Genomic DNA, 16,115 nt, shown 5'->3' with positions numbered 1-16,115 from the left:
CCGAGGTGCCCGACCGGGAGAACACCAACTTCAAGTACGCCGAATGGGACGACATCGCCGACGAACTCGACCTCGACGTCGACACCGACGGCTGGAACCCGCGCGACTGATCGCACTGCCCGCACAGAGCACCTGCGCTCCCTCGCCGACCGGTGAGGGAGCGCAGGTCTTTGTACGGCCGTCCTCGTCGCCGCCTGGCCTACCCGAGGTGAAGGCCTCATCGTGTCGCTCGGGCCACCTCGAACGGGCGTCGGCGATGGGCGGGAGACGTGACGCTAGGAAGAGAAAGGCCCGGTCAACCCTTCGCGGAAGGCGATGGCCGTCGCCTCGGTGCGGGTGGTCGCGCCCAGTTTCGCCAGGATGTGCGAGACGTGCACGCCTGCCGTACTCGGCGAGATGTGCAGCTGGGAGGCGATCTGCCGGTTGCTCAAGCCCTCGGCGATCAACCTGAGCACCTGGTGCTCGCGTTCGGTGAGCCCGTCGTGAGCCGGTCGGGGTCGCCCGAGCAGGGCGATCTCCCGGGAGAGCGGCGCGGCGCCCAGGTCCTCGGCCAGCCGGGCGGCTTGCCTGCGCCGGACCGTCGCGCCGGGCTTGTCGCCCGCGGCCAGGGCCGCCCGCGCGCCGTGGTACAGGCTCAGCGCCAGCTCGTACGGCTGCCGCAGTTCCCGCCAGGCCGCTGTCGTCTCGTCCCAGCCGGTGTCCTCGATCAGGGCGTGCAGCATGATCTGCCAGGCGCGGTCGAGTGGCCCGTCGACCCCGAGCTTCGCGTCGGCCGCGGCGAGTTCGGCCTGACGTGCGGCGACGCGCCCCCGCAGGTCGTCGCCGGCGCCGTGGTCGAGCCGGGCCCGCTGCGCCAGCGCGCCGGCGACCAGGACCGGCCGGGCGTCGCTGCTGTAGACGCGGGTGAGCTCCGGGTCGGCCAAGGCCCGCTCCAAGCGCCGGTCGGCTTGTTCCGGGTCTCCCTGGGCGACGGCGAGCAGGCAAAACAGCTGATGGCGGGGGAACAGGCTTCCGCTGTCGGCGTGCTCCACGGCCGCAGCGGCGTCGGCTGCCGCGGCGACATCCCCGCGCAGCAGGGAGAGGTAGCCGTCGAGGACGAGCAGGATCTGCCGCGACAGCGGTGGCGGGTTCTCCGCGATGCTGTCCCGCAGCACGGTGGCCGCCTCATCCCACCGTCCGGCCAGGATCAGCGCGTGCCCGGCGTAGCGCGCGAGCTCGGCGCCGCGACTGCGGCCCAGCCCGTAGCGGCGGGCGTGGCGCATGCCGTCGCGGGCCGCGTCGATGGCGCGCTCCTGGTCGCCGGCCCTGGTGTGCATGGTGGCCTCGTACATCGGGACGGTCATGAGCAGGTCGTGGCTGTCGAGCCGCTCGGCGAGCGTGCGGGCCTGCGCCAGCAGGCCGAGGTCGCCGGTCATGGATCCGACCCCCAGCAGCCCGCGGATGGTGACCGTGGGGTCGCCGGTGCGCCGGCCGACGGCCAGCGCCTCCTCGAACGCCTCGCGTGCCTTGCCCACCTCGGGCAGGAGGCCCATGGCCAGCACCCCGAGCAGCCGCCCCCGCTGGATGCCGCCGGGATCCGCGGGCAGGAGTTCGAGGGCTCGTTCCCAGTCGGCGACGCCGTTCACGTTCAACCGGTGCCGCAGTCTGCCGCGCAGCTCCAGTAACTGGGCGGTCCGTTCCGGCTCGTGCCGCTCGTCGATCGCGCTGAGCCCGGTGGTGGCGTAGTCGATGCCGCGTGCGTAGTCGCCGCTGAGCATGCAGGCTTCAGCAGCCCTGGTCAGGATGTCGATCCTGTCGACCTCCAGCTCCGCGTCCGGGTCCCAGAGGTCGAGGACCTGGTCGAGCAGGCGTACCTGCTCCTCGTAGGCGTAGGACCCGTGCGCCTGGTCTGCGGCCAGGTAGGCCGCGGACAGGGCTCGCCCGCGGTCCCCGGCGGCGTAGGCGTGCGCGGCCAGTTCCGCGTGAAGCCCGACATCACGCAGGGCATCGGCGTAGCGGGCGTGCAGCCGGGCCCGCTCGCCGGGCAGCAGGTCCTCGTACACCGCCTGCCGGATCAAGGCGTGGCGGAAGTCGTAACCGTCGCCCGTGGTGACCAGCAGGCCGCGGTCGACGAGCTCGCGCAGCAGGGCGTCCAGTTCGGGCCCGTCCTGCCCGGCCACCTGCGCCAGCAGCCGGTGGCTGACCCGCCCGCCCGCCACCGAGGCCAGGCGCGCCAGCTCGCGAGCGGGGCCCGGCAGTGAACGCGGTCCGTGCAGCAGCAGGTCACGCAGGCTGTCCGGGGTTCGCTCACCGGCGTGGGCGAGCGCCTCGACGAACAGCGGGTTGCCGTCGCTGCGTTCGTGGATGCGGCGTACGGCGTCCGCGTCCGGCTCGTCGCCGAGGATCGCGGCCAGTTGGCGGCCTACGTCCTCCCGGTCCAGGCGTTCCAGGCGCAGCATCGTCACGCGCGGGTGGCGGGAGAGCTCGGACAGTGGCGTTTCCATGGGACGGTGGGTGATCACCAGGAGCACGCCTGCCCGGGTCACGTTCCTGGCCAGGAAACCCAGCAGCTCGCGCGTGGCGGCGTCGGCCCAGTGCAGGTCCTCGATCAGGACAACCAGCGGCTGGTCCGCGGCCACCCGCTCGATCAGGGACAGGACCTCCTCGAACAGCCGGTGCTTGCCGCCTTCCCCGCCGCCCGCCTCGCCGAGCTCCGGGAACCAGCGCGCCAGCTGGCGGTAGGGCCCCGGCAGAATCCCTTCCACCCTGATCAGGCGGCGCAGCACCGTCACGAACGGCGCGTACGGCAGGCCGTCGCTGCCCAGCTCCGCGCAGGCACCCGCGACCACCCGCACCTCCGGCCCCAGCGAGCGCGCGAACTCGGCCAGCAGCCGCGACTTGCCGATCCCCGCCTCCCCGGCCACCAGCGCCACCGCCGGCCCCTGCTCGACCGCCGTGTCCAAGGCCGTCGCCAGGGCCGCGAGCTCCTCCGCCCGGCCGACGAACCTCGGGCTGACCACGCGCTCCGCCACCACGGAACCAGCATAAATACCCAGATCACCAGATGCGCTGGGCCTGTTTACCCGGCGAGGCTCGACCCATGACAGCCACCTACCCGCTCCGCACCATCGGCGCCCACGAGCTCGACGCGTGGGCACGCATGATCACCACGACCTACGGCCAGGACTGGGTCGACGGCGGTCTGAGGAACGCCGCCGTCTCCATCGAGCCCGGTCGCACCCTCGCCGCCTACGACGGTGCGGAGATCGTCGGAGGCGCGTCGATCTACGGCCGTGTCATGACCGTCCCCGGCGGGACGACGCCCGTCGCCGGCATCACGCTCGTCGCGGTCCTGCCCACGCACCGGCGCCGCGGCATCCTCACCGCGATGATGCGCAGGCAACTCACCGACCTGCACGAATCGGGTGGCGAGCCGATCGCCGCGCTCAACGCCGCCGAGGCCACGATCTACGGACGCTTCGGGTACGGCGTCGCCAGCCACGTGGCCGAGGTCCGCGGGGACAAGCGGCTCATGGCCCTGCGCCCCGGCGCCGACCTCGGCGACGGCACGATCAGGCTGCTCTCCCGCGAGAGGGCGCGGCCGCTGCTGGAGAAGGTCTACGACACCGCCCGCCGTACCTCTGTCGGCTGGGTGGACCGTACGGAGAAGTTCTGGGAGGCCAGGCTGGCCGACGGCGAGCTCGCCCGCGACGGCGGGACGGCCCTGCGCTTCGCGGTGCATCTGGAGGCCGGCGGCGAGGTCACCGGCTACGCCCTCTATCGCTCCAAGCGGGACCTCGTGCACGTCATCGAGCTCGCGGCCACCACCAGGCGGTCGTACGCCGCCATGTGGCGCTTCCTCATCGACCTCGACGCGCACACCGGGCTCGCCTACGACGGCGCCCTCGACGAACCCCTCAACCACCTGCTCACCGACCCACGCGCGGCTCGCACCACGCTGATCGACAACCTGTGGGTCCGCCTCGTGGACATCGGCCGCGCGCTCACCGCTCGCCGCTACGCGACGCCCCTGGATCTGGTGCTGGAGGTCCAGGACCCGTTCTGTCCATGGAACGCCGGTCGCCACCGCCTGCTGGCCGATGGCGACACCGTCACCTGCGAACGCACCCGCGCTCGGCCGGACCTGCGCCTGACGGCTGCCGAGCTGGGCGCGGCCTACCTGGGCGGCACGTCCCTGACCTCCCTGGCGGCGGCGGGGCGTGTCGAGGAGTTCCGCCCGGGTGCGATCGCCGCCGCCTCGCTCGCCTTCCGCTGGGAACGCGAGCCTTTCCATCCCTCGGGCTGGGCCTTCCCCGCCTTCTGACTGGCGACGCCGTAACCGCTGACAAGGGAGACACACCACATGCGTACGCATCGGCTCGGACACAGCACGACGACGGTCACCGAACTGGGCTTCGGCGGCGGGCCCCTGGGCGGCCTGTTCGCCCCGCTGGACGACGACACCGCGGCGCAGGCGCTGGCGGCCGCCTGGGAGTCAGGAATCCGGTATTTCGACACCGCGCCGCACTACGGCATCGGGCACTCCGAGCGCCGCATCGGCGAGCTGCTGCGCGGCCGGCCACGGGCGGACTTCACCCTGTCGACGAAGGTGGGACGGCTGCTGATCCCGCAGGACCCGCGAGGGCGGATGGACGAGAGCTTCGCCGTCCCTGCCACCCATCGCCGGGTCTGGGACTTCTCTCGCGACGGCGTCCTGCGCAGCGTCGAGGACTCGCTGACCCGCATGGGCCTCGACCGGATCGACGTGCTGTACCTGCACGACGCCGAACAGCATTTCGAGGCTGCCCTGCGCGAGGGCTATCCGGCGTTGGCCGAGCTGCGCGCCCAGGGCGTGGTCGGCGCCGTGGGCGCGGGCATGTACCACCCCGGCAAGCTGGCCCGTCTGGTGCGGGAGACCGACGCGGACGTCGTCATGCTGTCGGGTCGCTACACCCTGCTGGACCACACCGCCTTGGACGAACTGCTGCCCGCATGCGCCGCGCGCGGCGTCTCCGTCGTCGCCGCCTCCGTCTTCAACTCCGGACTGCTGGCCACCGACAGGCCCGCCGAGGACGCAAGGTACGACTACGGACCCGCCACCCCTGAGCTGCTGGAACGGGTCAGCGGAATCGCGGACGTCTGCGCGGGGCACGGTGTGAGCGTCCCGCAGGCCGCGATGGCCTTCCCCCTGCTGCACCCGGTGGTGGCGGGCGTCGTCGTCGGCATGCGCTCGGAGGAGGAGGTGCTGCGCAACAGGGAGGCGTTCGCGGCGCCGATCCCCGCGGGGCTCTGGTCCGATCTGCGCGAGGCGCGCCTGCTGGACGAACGCGCCCCGGTGCCCGCCGCATCGTGAGTCCGACTCCTCGGTGTCGGTCAGGTGCTGCAGGAGAGTCTCGCCGCTATGAGGCTCCCTGCCCGCGTGTGAGCGCTTGGGCCGCTGGCATGGGATCAGACCCCGGATCAGTGCCGGTTCTCGACGCCGGCACCAGACGTGCCGCCCCGGACGAGGTGGTGCGGTCGACGGGGTCGCCTGCCCGGCGTTCGCGAGTACGGCTGAGCTGGATGGATCCAGGAGGCTGCCGAGACCGTTTCCCGGTTGGTCGCATGGCTAGCATCTCGCCATGCGTCTTTACGTTCGAGAGTTCGATGGGCCGGCTGATCGTACGGTGCTGGTCGTCCACGGCGGCCCGGACTGGGATCACAGCTATCTGGTGGAACCGCTGAAGACGCTGGCCGGTGAGCATCGCCTGCTGTTTCCGGATCTGCGGGGGTGTGGCCGTTCTCCGGTTGCCGATCCACTCACGCCCGACGCGATCGTGGGAGACCTCGTCGAGCTCATCGGCGCCTCGCGGGTGGACGTGCTCGGATTCTCCTACGGCGGTCTGATCGCCCAGCGGCTGGCCGTCCAGGCTCCTCACCTGGTGCGCCGCCTGATCATCGCTTCCAGCAGCGTGCTGCCGGTGCCCTCGGACGCCTTCGACGGGTGGGAGGAGTATGAGCGCCGCCGCGCCGCGCACCCGTCGGTGTGGGACACCTCGCCGCTGGAGGGGGCCGAGCTGACGCGTGCCGAGGCGCTGGCGACCGCTCCGTTGCACGTCTGGCGGCTGAAGCAGGTGAGGTTCACCGGCACCTATCTACGGGCATGGCGGGAGGGCCGGTGCTGGAAGAGGCGGGGCACATGGCGCACATCGATCAGCCGGAGGCCTGGCTGGCCGCGGTCACGCGGTTCCTCGCCACCGCCGTGTGATCCAGCAGTTTCCCGCGAAGATTGTCGACAGGACGGGCATCGCGCCCGGCCGTCGTACGCGCCACTCCGCCCGTGAGCAGTCAGGTACGGCCGGCCACCGCCTTGCGGGACGCGCCGACAGCGAGCTCAGCTCATGGCCGCCGTCAAGGCGTGGCGCGCACCGTCCTGTTCGGCGGTTGCCGCTCTGCCGACCGGCCCCACCGGAGCCGGCTCGCCTCCCGACCGCTAGGCCAACGCCCAGTAGCTCAAGGAGAGCCCGGCCGCCGGACCCCGTGGAGCGCCGGCCGCTGGGCCATCCACGACCGCGCCGGCCCGACCTGCGACACCTGCTTCCGGGCGATCGCGATCTCCAAGTTATGGGCGGACGAGCCGGATTGCTGCGGCATCACCCTGCATGATGCTGGAGCGCATCTCCTGGACAAGGCACCCCGCGCGGAAGCCGGTAAGGCGTCTGGCGGCCTACCGGTCCCAGCGCACGATCGGCACCTCGGGGACGGTCTGCCCGCCCTGGACCTGCAGCGTGATCGAGGTCCTGTCGTCGGGCGGCGCGGGGAAGTAGGCGTACGCCCGGCCCTTCTGCCCCTCGGCGAGGTGGTGGATCTGGTTCTCCGCCCAGCGAATCGGGAAGTAGCGCGCCTTGGTCGCCGGGTCCACGACGACGATGGCCCCGTAGCTGGACGGCCTGACGAAGTCGTTCACCCACCACTCGAACGGCCCGGGGATCGGGACGTGGTCGACCAGGGCGGTCACGTCGAAGCTGACCACCAGGTAGGCGCCGTCACGGAAGGCGGGCAGCACGTCGACCTTGTACTTCCCGCGGTGGTCGAAGGTCGTCACCGGCTCACCCGGACTCGTGCGGAACGGCGCGGGTGGCAGCACGGAGCCGCGCACGTCACCGACGGACGGCTCGCTGCCCGTGGCGCCCGGGTTCTCCTGCTTGATCGTGTAGGAGATGTCGACGCGGCGGTTGAGCGCGCGGCCCTCGGGGTTGTCGGCGCCGCCCGGCTGCTCGTTCGGGGCGACGGGCTGGGTTTCTCCCTTGCCGTCGGTCTGGTACCGGTAGTCGGTGCCGAGCTTGGCCTGGAGGTACTCGCTGACCGAGTCCGCTCGCCGTACGGAAAGCTGCTGATTGTAGGCGTCGTCGCCCTTGCTGTCGGTGTGCCCGGTGACGATCACGGGCGGCTTGGCCGGGTCGGCACGGCGGCGAGTCTCCTCGACGACCTCGTCGAGGACAGCGGTCGCCTTCGGGCCGAGCGTGGCCTTGTCGAAGGCGAACAGGACGTCGGTGCGCAGGCCGATCGTCTCGGTGGTCCCGTCCTGCCTGGTGGTGCGTCTCGGGGTCTCGACCAGTTCCTCGACGTTCCAGGCGCCTTCCCAGATCTGGCCTTGGGGAGCCACGATCTGCCACGGGTCGCCCGGCTTCGAGACCGGGTCCGCGGCGCCTTCCGTGACGGGGATGCCGGTCAGCGGGCCCATCTGCGTCGTCGGCGCGACCGTGACGGTCTTCGTCCCGGGCGGCAGGGGCGGGAAATAGACCTCCACGGGGTACGGCACGCCGGGCTGGAAGTCGTCGCTGTACCTGCCGTGCCGGGTGCCGAACGCCTGGCCGTCAGCGTCGTTCTCGCGAAGCGGGGTGTAGTGCCTGCCGTTGACCGGGTCGAGCAGCCGGAAGTCGGCGAAGTCGGCCCGGGAGCGGTCGCTGGCGAAGTGACCGGTCTGGGGCTTCTGCGTGGGGTTGGTGATCACCATGCGCAGGATCGTCAGCTTGGGACGGCGCTCGACGGCCTTGACCTCGACCCGGAACGGTTCGGGGACGTCCCAGCCGGCCAGCCCCTCCACGGCGTACACGGGCGGCGGTGCCGACGGCTGCGAGGGCGGCCGGGAGGCCGTGTCTGTCGTGGGTGACGCGCACGACGCGATCAGCAGAGCGGCGACAGCGACAAGAGCGGCGGAACGCAACTTCCCTCCCCGAAGTGATCGAACCGGGGAGGCTACTACAGGGCGGCTTGCCACGAAAAGCGAGTTTCGCGGGGCCTTGTGTCGCTGGTGATGCCTGGCCACTCCGACGCGTTACGGGCCGGCCCCTGACTGGGGCCGGCCGGGCGATGGCTCAAGTCCAGGGAGATTCACGTCTGGCAGGAAATTGACGGAAACGTCTACCCTGAAGCCATCTTCTCGGAGGCTGTAACTCGCGGTTCAATCGATGAGGCCGAACGGATTATCGGTCAGAGAATTCCCCTAGATCTCGCCTCTCTGCCGACCGAACGGAAGCAAAGGGCGGTGTGGTGTGATCAAGCTCTACACCACGGGATTGACGCAGCGCGAAGTGCGAGCGGTCCTGCCCGGATCGGGATGGATCACCTCTGACTGAGGTCGTCGCGGGTTCGTGAGCGTCAGTGTGCAGCCAGGGCCTCCGTGGGTGACAGCCGGGACGCGCGCACCGCCGGGTACAGTCCCGCCACTCCGCCGATCAGCAGCGTGGCCGCCAGCCCGCCCGCCGACGCCCACAGCGGGATGACCGTCGGCCACTCCTGCGTGGAGGCGTACAACGTGACCACGAGCGAGCCGAGCACCACGCCGCCCGCGCCGCCGAGAGCCGACAGCAGTTGCGACTCTCCGAGGAACTGCAGCCGGATCTGGCCGCGGGTGGCCCCGAGCGAGCGGCGCAGGCCGATCTCCGCCCGCCGCTCCAGCACCGAGATGACCATCGTGTTGGCCACCCCGATGCCGCCCACCAGCAGCGCCACACCGCCGAGGCCGAGCAGAAGGCTCGTCAGCGTCTCGTCCGCGGCCTCCTTGGCGGCCAGCGCGTCGGACGGGCGGGAGATCTCGACCTGCTCCGGGTGCTCAGGGTTGGCCGTGGCGGCCAGGACGTCCCGCACCCGCGTCACCGCGTCGTCCCTGGTACGGGTGTAGACGTGGGTCGGGTAGCCGTCGAAGCCCAGTTCGGACTCGGCGACCGGCCAGCCGATGAGCGCCGTCCGGTCCAGGGACGACACCAGCGGCACCGGATGCAGGATGCCGACCACGGTGAACCACCGGCCGCCGAGCCAGACCTGCGTGCGCGGCCCCGCCGTGGCGATCCCCAGCCGGTCGGCCGCCTCGGCGCCGAGCACCACCGCCGGGTACTGCGAGGTCGCCGCGTCCAGCCAGACGCCGTCGGCCACCTTCGCCCCGACCGTCCCCAGCAGGTCCGTGCGGGTGGCCATCACGGCGATGCCGCCCGACTCGGTCTCGGGGATGCGGTCGTGGCGGTACACCTTGGCCGGTACGGTGCCCGTCGCCGTCACGGAGGTCACCCCGTCGATGCGGCCGATCATGCCGAGCGACTCGGAGGGCAGGTGTGATTGCTCGCCGAAGATCGATCGGCCGGGGGCGACGGTGAGCAGGTTCGTGCCCAGGGCGGCCAGTCTGCGGTTGAGGTGCTCCTGGCTGGAGGTGGAGATGCCGACGACGGCCAGCATCGCGGCGATGCCGATGGCGATGCCGAGGGCCGACAGGAAGACGCGCATCGGCCGGGCGCGGAGTCCGGCGCCGGCGACCCTGACGACGTCGCGCGGTCGCAACCGGGCCGGCACCGGCCGCCGCCGGTTCCGCGTCGTCTCACCGGGCACCGTGCGCAGGGATCGGCTCTCCGCGGCCCGCACCCCGTCACCCCGGCCGCCGATGCCCTCCGGGCCGCTTGTGTTGTCCCGGCCGTTCATGAGGCGTTCACCGCCATCGATACCGAGTCCTGGATGATCAGGCCGTCGCGCATCTCCACCTGCCGGGGCAGTGACGCCGCGATCTCCCGGTCGTGCGTGATGATCACCACGGTGGTACCGGCCGCGTGCAGCTCACGCAGCAGCTCCATCACGATCGTCCCCGCCGCGGTGTCCAGGTTCCCGGTGGGCTCGTCGGCCAGCAGCAGGACGGGGCCCGCGACGACCGCCCTGGCGATGGCGACCCGCTGTCGTTCCCCGCCCGAAAGCTCGTGCGGCTCGTGCCGTATCCGGTGGCCGAGCCCGACCCGTTCCAGCATCTCGACCGCGCGGGCGCGCCGCCGGGCGAGCGGGACGCCCGCGTACAGCAGTCCGTCGGCCACGTTGTCGACGATCGGCACCCCCGAGGCCAGATGGAACTGCTGGAAGACGAACCCGATGGTCGCCGCCCGCAGCGCCGACAGCTCACGGTCCGACAGGGCGGCCACGTCCCAGCCGTCGATCGCGACCGTTCCGGCCGTCGGCCGGTCCAGGGTGCCGATCATGTTGAGCATGGTGGACTTGCCCGATCCGGACGGGCCCACGATCGCGACGAGCTCGCCGCGCCGTACGGTGAGCGACACCCCGCACAGGGCCGCGACGCCGCCCGGGTACAGCTTGGAGACCTCCCGCAACCCGATCACCTCTGTCCCGGACGAGGTCGTGTGCTCCGCCGATTCGCTCATGCGGGCACCCCCACGGTCATGCCCTCGGCCAGCCCGGTGCCCGAGATCTCCACCCTGCCCTCGGCGAACATGCCGGTCTCGACCCGGGCGTAGGACGTGCTGGTGCCCTGGACGACCTGCACGCCGTACCCCTCGCCGGGCAGCGCGACCAGCGCGTTGATGGGTACGGCCAGCACGTTCTCGCGCCGTTCCGCCTGGAGGATCACCTCCACCGGAGCGCCGTCCAGGTCGCCCAGCTTCTTGCCGTCCTTGACCGACACCGTGACCTCCACGGTCGTCGGCTCGTCCGGCTTGGCGGCCTGCCCGGCGACGACCGTGCCGATGCCGGTCACCCGCCCGGGCACCGTGGTGTCGTCCGGCAGCTCGACCGTGGCCCTGGCGCCCTTCTTGACCAGTTCCTGCTTGGCCACGTCCAGGTGGACCACGACGGACCGGGTGGTGTCGGTGTGGCTGAGCACGGCCCCGCGCGCGGGGGCGCCGGGTGTCGCCTTGTGGTCGGTGACGCGCACCGCGCCCGGCGCCACGAGCACCTGGCCGGGCTTGACCGTGCCGGTCTCCGGCAGGCCGAGGTCGTCCTGCCAGCCCCGTACGGCTTCCGCCGTGGCGGAGGTGTAGTCGTCGTCCGCGGTGAACCCGTCGTAGCCGAGCTTCTTCAGATTGCGTTCGACCAGTTCCACGTCGGGTCCCGACAGGCCGGGGCCGAGCTCGCGGTAGAGCGGAAGCTTGCCGTACAGCAGCACGACCGGCTCGTTGTCCACCTTGTAGAGCGCCTTGCCGCGCGTGACGTGCCGGCCCTCGGGCGCCAGCCAGGTGAGGGTGCCGGACAGCCCGTGCGCGGCGGCGACCGTGGGCGTGCCGTACCCGAGGGTGCCGGGGACCTTCTCGGTCTGGGTGAGCGTGACGCGGGTGATCTGCGCGGTCGCGGGCGGCAGGGCGCTGCGCGCCGGCGTCCCCGCCTCGGCCCCGCCGAAGCCCTTCGCGGTCGCGACGCCGGCCGCGACCACCACGGTCACCGCCCCGATGCCCGCGGCCAGGCGGGTGCGGCGCTTCATCGGCCGCCGTCCTGGACGAGCAGCGGCTCACAGGCCTCGGTCGCCTTCCGCACCGACGGGTCGGCGGTGTCGAACCGGCTCTGATCGCCGAATCCTCCGTTCGGATCGGGGTCGGGGAAGCCGGAGACGCCGTTGTCGCGCATGCACTGCGCGAACTTCCTGCGCTGGTCCTGGACCTGTGGATCCTGCTGGCCGCCGAGGATGCCGCTCGGCATGTGCTCACGGCAGGCGTTCAACGCCTTCTCCTGCGTGGCCTCGTCCACCGACAGGCCGCGCAGCGGCGCCGCGGGCAGCTTTCCGTCGGGGCCTGGGTCAGGGAAGCCGGGGATGCCGTTCTCCCGCAGGCACTGGGAGAACTTGCGGGCCTTGTCGGCGTTCTGCGCGTCGGGCGCGGCGCTCCCGCCCGTGGCAGGCTTGGTCGCGGCCGGCTCCGCACCGCCGCAGGCGGCGCTCCCGATCAGCAGTACGGCCAATGCCAGGGTCACCCCTCCACGTCGCCACATGGGTTCGTCCTTTCCTCGTCGGTGTCGATGGGCCGCAGTCAATCCACGCGGCGGTATCCACGACGTAACTCGGGCCGGGGTTACGCCCGCTTCACCTGCCGGGGCGGAGGATGGGCGCGACCGAGGAGAGGGGACGCCCGTGCGGGTTCTGGTGGTTGAGGACGAGCGGATCATCGCGGACGGGATCGCCGAGTGGCTGCGCCGCGAGTCGTTCGCGGTCGATGTGACCTACGACGGGCAGGCTGCGCTGGAGCGCGTGTACAGCAACGACTACGACGTGGTCGTGCTCGACCGGGATCTGCCCCGCGTGCACGGCGACGAGGTGTGCCGGTGGATCGTCGAGTCGCGCTCGCGTGCGCGGGTGCTGATGCTGACCGCCGCCGGGCGGCTGCGTGACCGGGTGGCCGGGCTGTCCATCGGGGCCGACGACTACTTGCCCAAGCCGTTCGCGTTCCTGGAGCTGTCCGCCCGGGTGCACGCGCTGGCCCGCCGTTCGCGCCCGGCCGCACCGCCCGTGCTGGAACGCGCCGGGATCCGGCTGGACCCGGCCCGTCGCGAGGTGCGGCGCGACGGGCGGCCGGTCGTCCTCGGGAACCGCGAGTTTGCGGTGCTGACCGAGTTGCTGCGGGCCGAGGGCGCCGCGGTGTCGGCCGAGGACCTGCTCGAACGGGTCTGGGACGAGCACATCGACCCGTTCACGAACGTCGTGCGCGTCACCATCATGAAGCTGCGCAGGAAGCTCGGCGACCCGCCCGTGGTGATCACCGTGCCGGAGAAGGGGTACCGGATCCCATGACGTTCCGCCTACGGCTCACCCTCGTGTACGGCGGGTTGCTGCTGGCCGGCGGGATCGTCCTGCTGGCGGTGACCTATCTGCTGGTGGCCCAGCAGATGGACAACGGGCTGGCGAGCAGATACCCGGCGCTCGCCGCGGGCCTGGACGGCACCCAGCTCCAGCTCGCCGGGCAGATCGAGGTGGACGGCAGGCAGGTCGGGCTGCGCGAGTACGTCACGCAGATCCAGGCGCAGCAGCGCCAGTACCGTGAGGACCTGCTCGACTCCCTGCTCACCATGGGCTGCGTCGCGCTCGGCGGCGTGGGCCTGGCCGGCGGTGCGCTCGCGTGGACGTTCGCCGGACGGGTGCTGGCCCCCGTGCACCGGATCACCGAGACCGCCCGCCGGATCGCCGGTGGGATGGGACGCGGCCTGCACGAGCGCATCGCGCTGACCGGGCCGCGCGACGAGATCAAGGAACTGGCCGACACGTTCGACCTGATGCTGGAGCGTCTGGACGGCTCGTTCGACGGCCAGCGCCGCTTCGTGGCCAGCGCCTCGCACGAGCTGCGCACCCCACTGGCGGTCAAGAGCGCGCTGATCGAGGTGGCCGTCACCCGGCCGGGAGCCTCCTCCGACGCGCGGGAGCTGGGCCGGGCGCTGCTCGCCGTCAACGACCGGCACGCGCGGCTCGTCGACGGCCTGCTGATCCTCGCCGACAGCGAGAACGAGGTGACCGAACGCCATCCCGTCGATCTGGACGACGTCGCCGGCACCGTGCTCGTCACGACGGCGGGGGAGGGCCCGGTGAAGGTCTCGTCCGCCGACCTGGCGGAGGCGCCCGTGGCAGGCGACCCCTACCTGCTGGAACGGCTGGTGCAGAACCTCGTGGAGAACGCGATCAGGCACAACGTGCGCGAGGCCGGCGCGTGGTTGTCGGTGCGCACCTGGACCGAGGACGGCCTGGCGATGCTGGAGGTCGCCAACAGCGGGCCGGTGATTCCCCGGTACGAGGTGGCGGCGCTGTTCCAGCCGTTCCGCCGGCTTCAGGACAACCGGCCGCCGGCCGGGGACGGCGGGGAACGCGGCTTCGGCCTGGGCCTGTCCATCGTGCGGGCCATCGCGGACGCCCACGCCGGAACCGTCCGGGCTGAGCCGCGGGACGGCGGCGGCCTGGTGGTCACCGTGAGCCTGCCGCGAAGGCCGTGAAGGGGGGTCAGGACATCACCGCCTTGCGCGCGGCCGCCGCGACCACCTGCCCGAGATCGGCACCGCCGTCGCGCCTCGATCCCGGCTATGGACGAGGTCGTTGCTCTCAGCCGTTCCGGGTGATCCAGTCGAGCATCCTGCTGTACGCCATGGGAGCCCTGCGGTGCAGGTTGATCGCGTGGCCGACGTCGTCCAGCACGACGGCGTCCACCCGGGGCGCGCCCGGGTAGTACGGCCGCTGGTCTCGCACGAGGGCGGCCGGTGAGCTGCAGTCGTTGGCGTCGGCGGCGTAGATCAGGCGGTCCCGGTCGCCGACGACGAACAACACCGGCACGGAGACGGCCTCGCTCACCCCGGGGGCGGCGGCGTCGCCGATGGTCATCAGCTCGCTGATCGTGTTGGTCTCCTTCGTGGCGCTGTCCCGCGCGATGACCTCGGGGTCGGCGGCCGGCCGGTGGTACATGAGCGCGGGCCGCTGCTCGTCTCGAACCGTGACATAGCCGTCGTCTCCCGCGGGCACCTGCGCGGCCAGTCGCGGCACCTCGCTCACCGGCTGGCCGTACCGGGCCGCGAGCGCCGCCGCGGAGGGCGACTTGAGGCGGGAGGTGCCGGTGAGCACCAGGGCGTCGGCGGCGTGGAAGCGGGAGGCGGCGAGTATCGCGACCTCGGCGCCGTAGGAGTGCCCGACGAGCAGCACCTTGGCGAACGGCCGCCGTCCGGCCGTGCCCGCCCGCAACGCGGCGACCACCTGGGCGACGGCCAGGGCGTTGGACTGCGTGGTCACCTCGCCACTGGCCGGGTGGGAACTGCGGCCGACACCGATGCGATCGAGGTTGAACGTCGCGTGACCCGCCCGGCCGACCCGCTCGACGTAGGAGTAGTGGTGGCGGCGGTAGGGGAAATCCCAGTACACGTGGCTGTAGTTCAGGCCGTGGACGAGCACGTGGACCGTGGTGGCGGTACGGCCCGCGGGGAGGCACAGCCGGCCCCAGATTCGATGGCGTGCGGGCTGGTCCACCGCGGTCGCGACCGGCACGCGCATCTCACTGCAGGTGGCGGACGCGACGGCAGGCGCCGGACTGGTGGTGAGCGCGACCACCAGCGCCACCACAGCCGCCACGCGCGGCAGGATGATCCTCACGACCGCCTCCGTCCCCGGAACGCCAGCCACCCCATGGCCGCGAAGCAGGCGTGCACCTCGACGATGCCCAGCCGTTGCACCAGACCGGCGAACCCGTGCTCGGCTCCGTCCGGGGTCTGCCGGAAGGTCAGGAAGAACGCGACGAGCAGGACCAGCGTCAGCGGGCCTGCCGCCAGCAACCAGATGCCTGACCGGCGCCACTCCGGCAGGCGGTGCAGCGACGCCCCGGCAGCCGCGAAACCGATCACCGGAGCGCCGATGGCCAGCAGGTAGCCGAGGGAGTGCGGCAGCACGTGCTCCAGATCGAAGAGCCCGCAGATGATGTGCCCGGCTCCGGAGAGCGAGAGCAGCACGGTGACGGTCGTACGGGCGGGCGGCTGGATCGTACGGAAGACGCCGGCCACGCCGACGATCAGCATGACGCCGGTGACGACGAACGCCGCGTTCATGTACGGTCCGGTCGCGCCCATGCCGAGCCCGCTGACCGGCTGGCTGATGGGCGAATAGCCGGCGAACCGGTGGCCGAAGAGCGTGTACCCGGGACTGAGGAAGCCGAGCACGAGCCAGGACAGCTCGAACAGGGCAGGACCGGCTACCGCGCCGAGAGCGGCCCAGCGGGCGGCTAACGGCGGACGAACGGCAAGGAACATGACAGAACTCCTCCAGAGAGCAGGCTCGTGGTGAGACATCCCGCGGAGGAGAGTTCCGGCTACGCTGGTGGTTGCCTATCTCGTGCGACCGGTTCCGTTCCCGCGGGATCAGTACGAGGCGACCTCGGCCGTGG

General features: G+C 71.9%; 13 protein-coding genes. 5 read left to right on the top strand and 8 right to left on the bottom strand.

Annotated elements, in window-relative coordinates; translation table 11 throughout:
• Window positions 1-275: 275 nt before the first annotated feature.
• Window positions 276-3,014 (bottom strand): ATP-binding protein, encoded by a 2,739-nt coding sequence (locus ACIBG7_RS42970; RefSeq protein WP_397340040.1) that lies wholly within the window; start codon window positions 3,012-3,014, stop codon window positions 276-278.
• Window positions 3,015-3,079: 65 nt separating this feature from the next.
• Here ACIBG7_RS42970 and ACIBG7_RS42965 point away from each other — a divergent pair, with 65 nt between their 5' ends.
• From ACIBG7_RS42965 to ACIBG7_RS42955, 3 genes are all read left to right on the top strand, one after another.
• Window positions 3,080-4,303, top strand: coding sequence for a GNAT family N-acetyltransferase (locus tag ACIBG7_RS42965; RefSeq protein ID WP_397340039.1), 1,224 nt, complete (start codon window positions 3,080-3,082; stop codon window positions 4,301-4,303).
• Window positions 4,304-4,342: 39 nt separating this feature from the next.
• Entirely contained in the window at window positions 4,343-5,332 is a 990-nt protein-coding gene (locus ACIBG7_RS42960; protein ID WP_397340038.1) for an aldo/keto reductase, read from the top strand.
• Between the two features lie 268 nt (window positions 5,333-5,600).
• Entirely contained in the window at window positions 5,601-6,302 is a 702-nt protein-coding gene (locus ACIBG7_RS42955; RefSeq protein WP_397340037.1) for an alpha/beta fold hydrolase, read from the top strand.
• Window positions 6,303-6,685: 383 nt separating this feature from the next.
• On the opposite strand, the gene ACIBG7_RS42950 is transcribed toward ACIBG7_RS42955, so the two are convergent.
• The 5 genes from ACIBG7_RS42950 to ACIBG7_RS42930 form a co-directional block, all read right to left on the bottom strand.
• A complete protein-coding gene (locus ACIBG7_RS42950; RefSeq protein ID WP_397340036.1) occupies window positions 6,686-8,074 on the bottom strand; it encodes an OmpA family protein in 1,389 nt (462 codons plus the stop codon).
• 545 nt (window positions 8,075-8,619) lie between these two features.
• Window positions 8,620-9,930 (bottom strand): ABC transporter permease, encoded by a 1,311-nt coding sequence (locus tag ACIBG7_RS42945; RefSeq protein ID WP_397340035.1) that lies wholly within the window; start codon window positions 9,928-9,930, stop codon window positions 8,620-8,622.
• Window positions 9,927-10,652 (bottom strand): ABC transporter ATP-binding protein, encoded by a 726-nt coding sequence (locus tag ACIBG7_RS42940; RefSeq protein WP_357935233.1) that lies wholly within the window; start codon window positions 10,650-10,652, stop codon window positions 9,927-9,929. The genes ACIBG7_RS42945 and ACIBG7_RS42940 overlap by 4 nt, the downstream gene beginning before the upstream one ends.
• Window positions 10,649-11,704 carry a peptidoglycan-binding protein gene (locus ACIBG7_RS42935; RefSeq protein WP_397340034.1) on the bottom strand — a complete coding sequence of 352 codons (1,056 nt, stop codon included), beginning with the start codon at window positions 11,702-11,704 and terminating at the stop codon, window positions 10,649-10,651. The genes ACIBG7_RS42940 and ACIBG7_RS42935 overlap by 4 nt, the downstream gene beginning before the upstream one ends.
• Window positions 11,701-12,207, bottom strand: a complete 507-nt coding sequence (locus ACIBG7_RS42930; RefSeq protein WP_357935239.1) for a hypothetical protein — start codon at window positions 12,205-12,207, stop codon at window positions 11,701-11,703. The genes ACIBG7_RS42935 and ACIBG7_RS42930 overlap by 4 nt, the downstream gene beginning before the upstream one ends.
• A 139-nt stretch (window positions 12,208-12,346) precedes the next feature.
• On the opposite strand from ACIBG7_RS42930, the gene ACIBG7_RS42925 reads away from it, so the two are divergent.
• Both ACIBG7_RS42925 and ACIBG7_RS42920 read left to right on the top strand, forming a co-directional pair.
• The gene (locus tag ACIBG7_RS42925) at window positions 12,347-13,003 is read left to right on the top strand and encodes a response regulator transcription factor (protein ID WP_357935242.1); all 657 of its coding nucleotides are present in this window, start codon (window positions 12,347-12,349) and stop codon (window positions 13,001-13,003) included.
• The gene (locus ACIBG7_RS42920) at window positions 13,000-14,190 is read left to right on the top strand and encodes a sensor histidine kinase (RefSeq protein ID WP_397340033.1); all 1,191 of its coding nucleotides are present in this window, start codon (window positions 13,000-13,002) and stop codon (window positions 14,188-14,190) included. Before ACIBG7_RS42925 ends, ACIBG7_RS42920 begins: the two co-directional genes overlap by 4 nt.
• A gap of 106 nt (window positions 14,191-14,296) precedes the next feature.
• Here the strand turns inward: ACIBG7_RS42920 and ACIBG7_RS42915 are convergent, their stop codons facing one another.
• The gene (locus tag ACIBG7_RS42915; RefSeq protein WP_397340032.1) at window positions 14,297-15,331 is read right to left on the bottom strand and encodes an alpha/beta hydrolase; all 1,035 of its coding nucleotides are present in this window, start codon (window positions 15,329-15,331) and stop codon (window positions 14,297-14,299) included.
• Window positions 15,328-15,981 carry a DUF998 domain-containing protein gene (locus ACIBG7_RS42910; RefSeq protein WP_397340031.1) on the bottom strand — a complete coding sequence of 218 codons (654 nt, stop codon included), beginning with the start codon at window positions 15,979-15,981 and terminating at the stop codon, window positions 15,328-15,330. Before ACIBG7_RS42910 ends, ACIBG7_RS42915 begins: the two co-directional genes overlap by 4 nt.
• Window positions 15,982-16,115: the final 134 nt, after the last annotated feature.

Origin of the sequence: Nonomuraea sp. NPDC050328 (assembly GCF_044459405.1) — a bacterium.
GTDB lineage: Bacteria > Actinomycetota > Actinomycetes > Streptosporangiales > Streptosporangiaceae > Nonomuraea.
The sequence above is the reverse complement of the archived record's forward strand: the minus strand, read 5'-3'. Positions and strand labels throughout refer to the sequence as shown.

What these genes read in the sequence shown, in the direction of transcription:
- ACIBG7_RS42945 (WP_397340035.1), bottom strand. Translation starts at nt 9,930, where the DNA reads ATGAACGGCCGGGACAACACAAGCGGCCCGGAGGGCATCGGCGGCCGG.
- ACIBG7_RS42920 (WP_397340033.1), top strand. Translation starts at nt 13,000, where the DNA reads ATGACGTTCCGCCTACGGCTCACCCTCGTGTACGGCGGGTTGCTGCTG.
- ACIBG7_RS42930 (WP_357935239.1), bottom strand. Translation starts at nt 12,207, where the DNA reads ATGTGGCGACGTGGAGGGGTGACCCTGGCATTGGCCGTACTGCTGATC.
- ACIBG7_RS42940 (WP_357935233.1), bottom strand. Translation starts at nt 10,652, where the DNA reads ATGAGCGAATCGGCGGAGCACACGACCTCGTCCGGGACAGAGGTGATC.
- ACIBG7_RS42960 (WP_397340038.1), top strand. Translation starts at nt 4,343, where the DNA reads ATGCGTACGCATCGGCTCGGACACAGCACGACGACGGTCACCGAACTG.
- ACIBG7_RS42910 (WP_397340031.1), bottom strand. Translation starts at nt 15,981, where the DNA reads ATGTTCCTTGCCGTTCGTCCGCCGTTAGCCGCCCGCTGGGCCGCTCTC.
- ACIBG7_RS42955 (WP_397340037.1), top strand. Translation starts at nt 5,601, where the DNA reads ATGCGTCTTTACGTTCGAGAGTTCGATGGGCCGGCTGATCGTACGGTG.
- ACIBG7_RS42935 (WP_397340034.1), bottom strand. Translation starts at nt 11,704, where the DNA reads ATGAAGCGCCGCACCCGCCTGGCCGCGGGCATCGGGGCGGTGACCGTG.
- ACIBG7_RS42965 (WP_397340039.1), top strand. Translation starts at nt 3,080, where the DNA reads ATGACAGCCACCTACCCGCTCCGCACCATCGGCGCCCACGAGCTCGAC.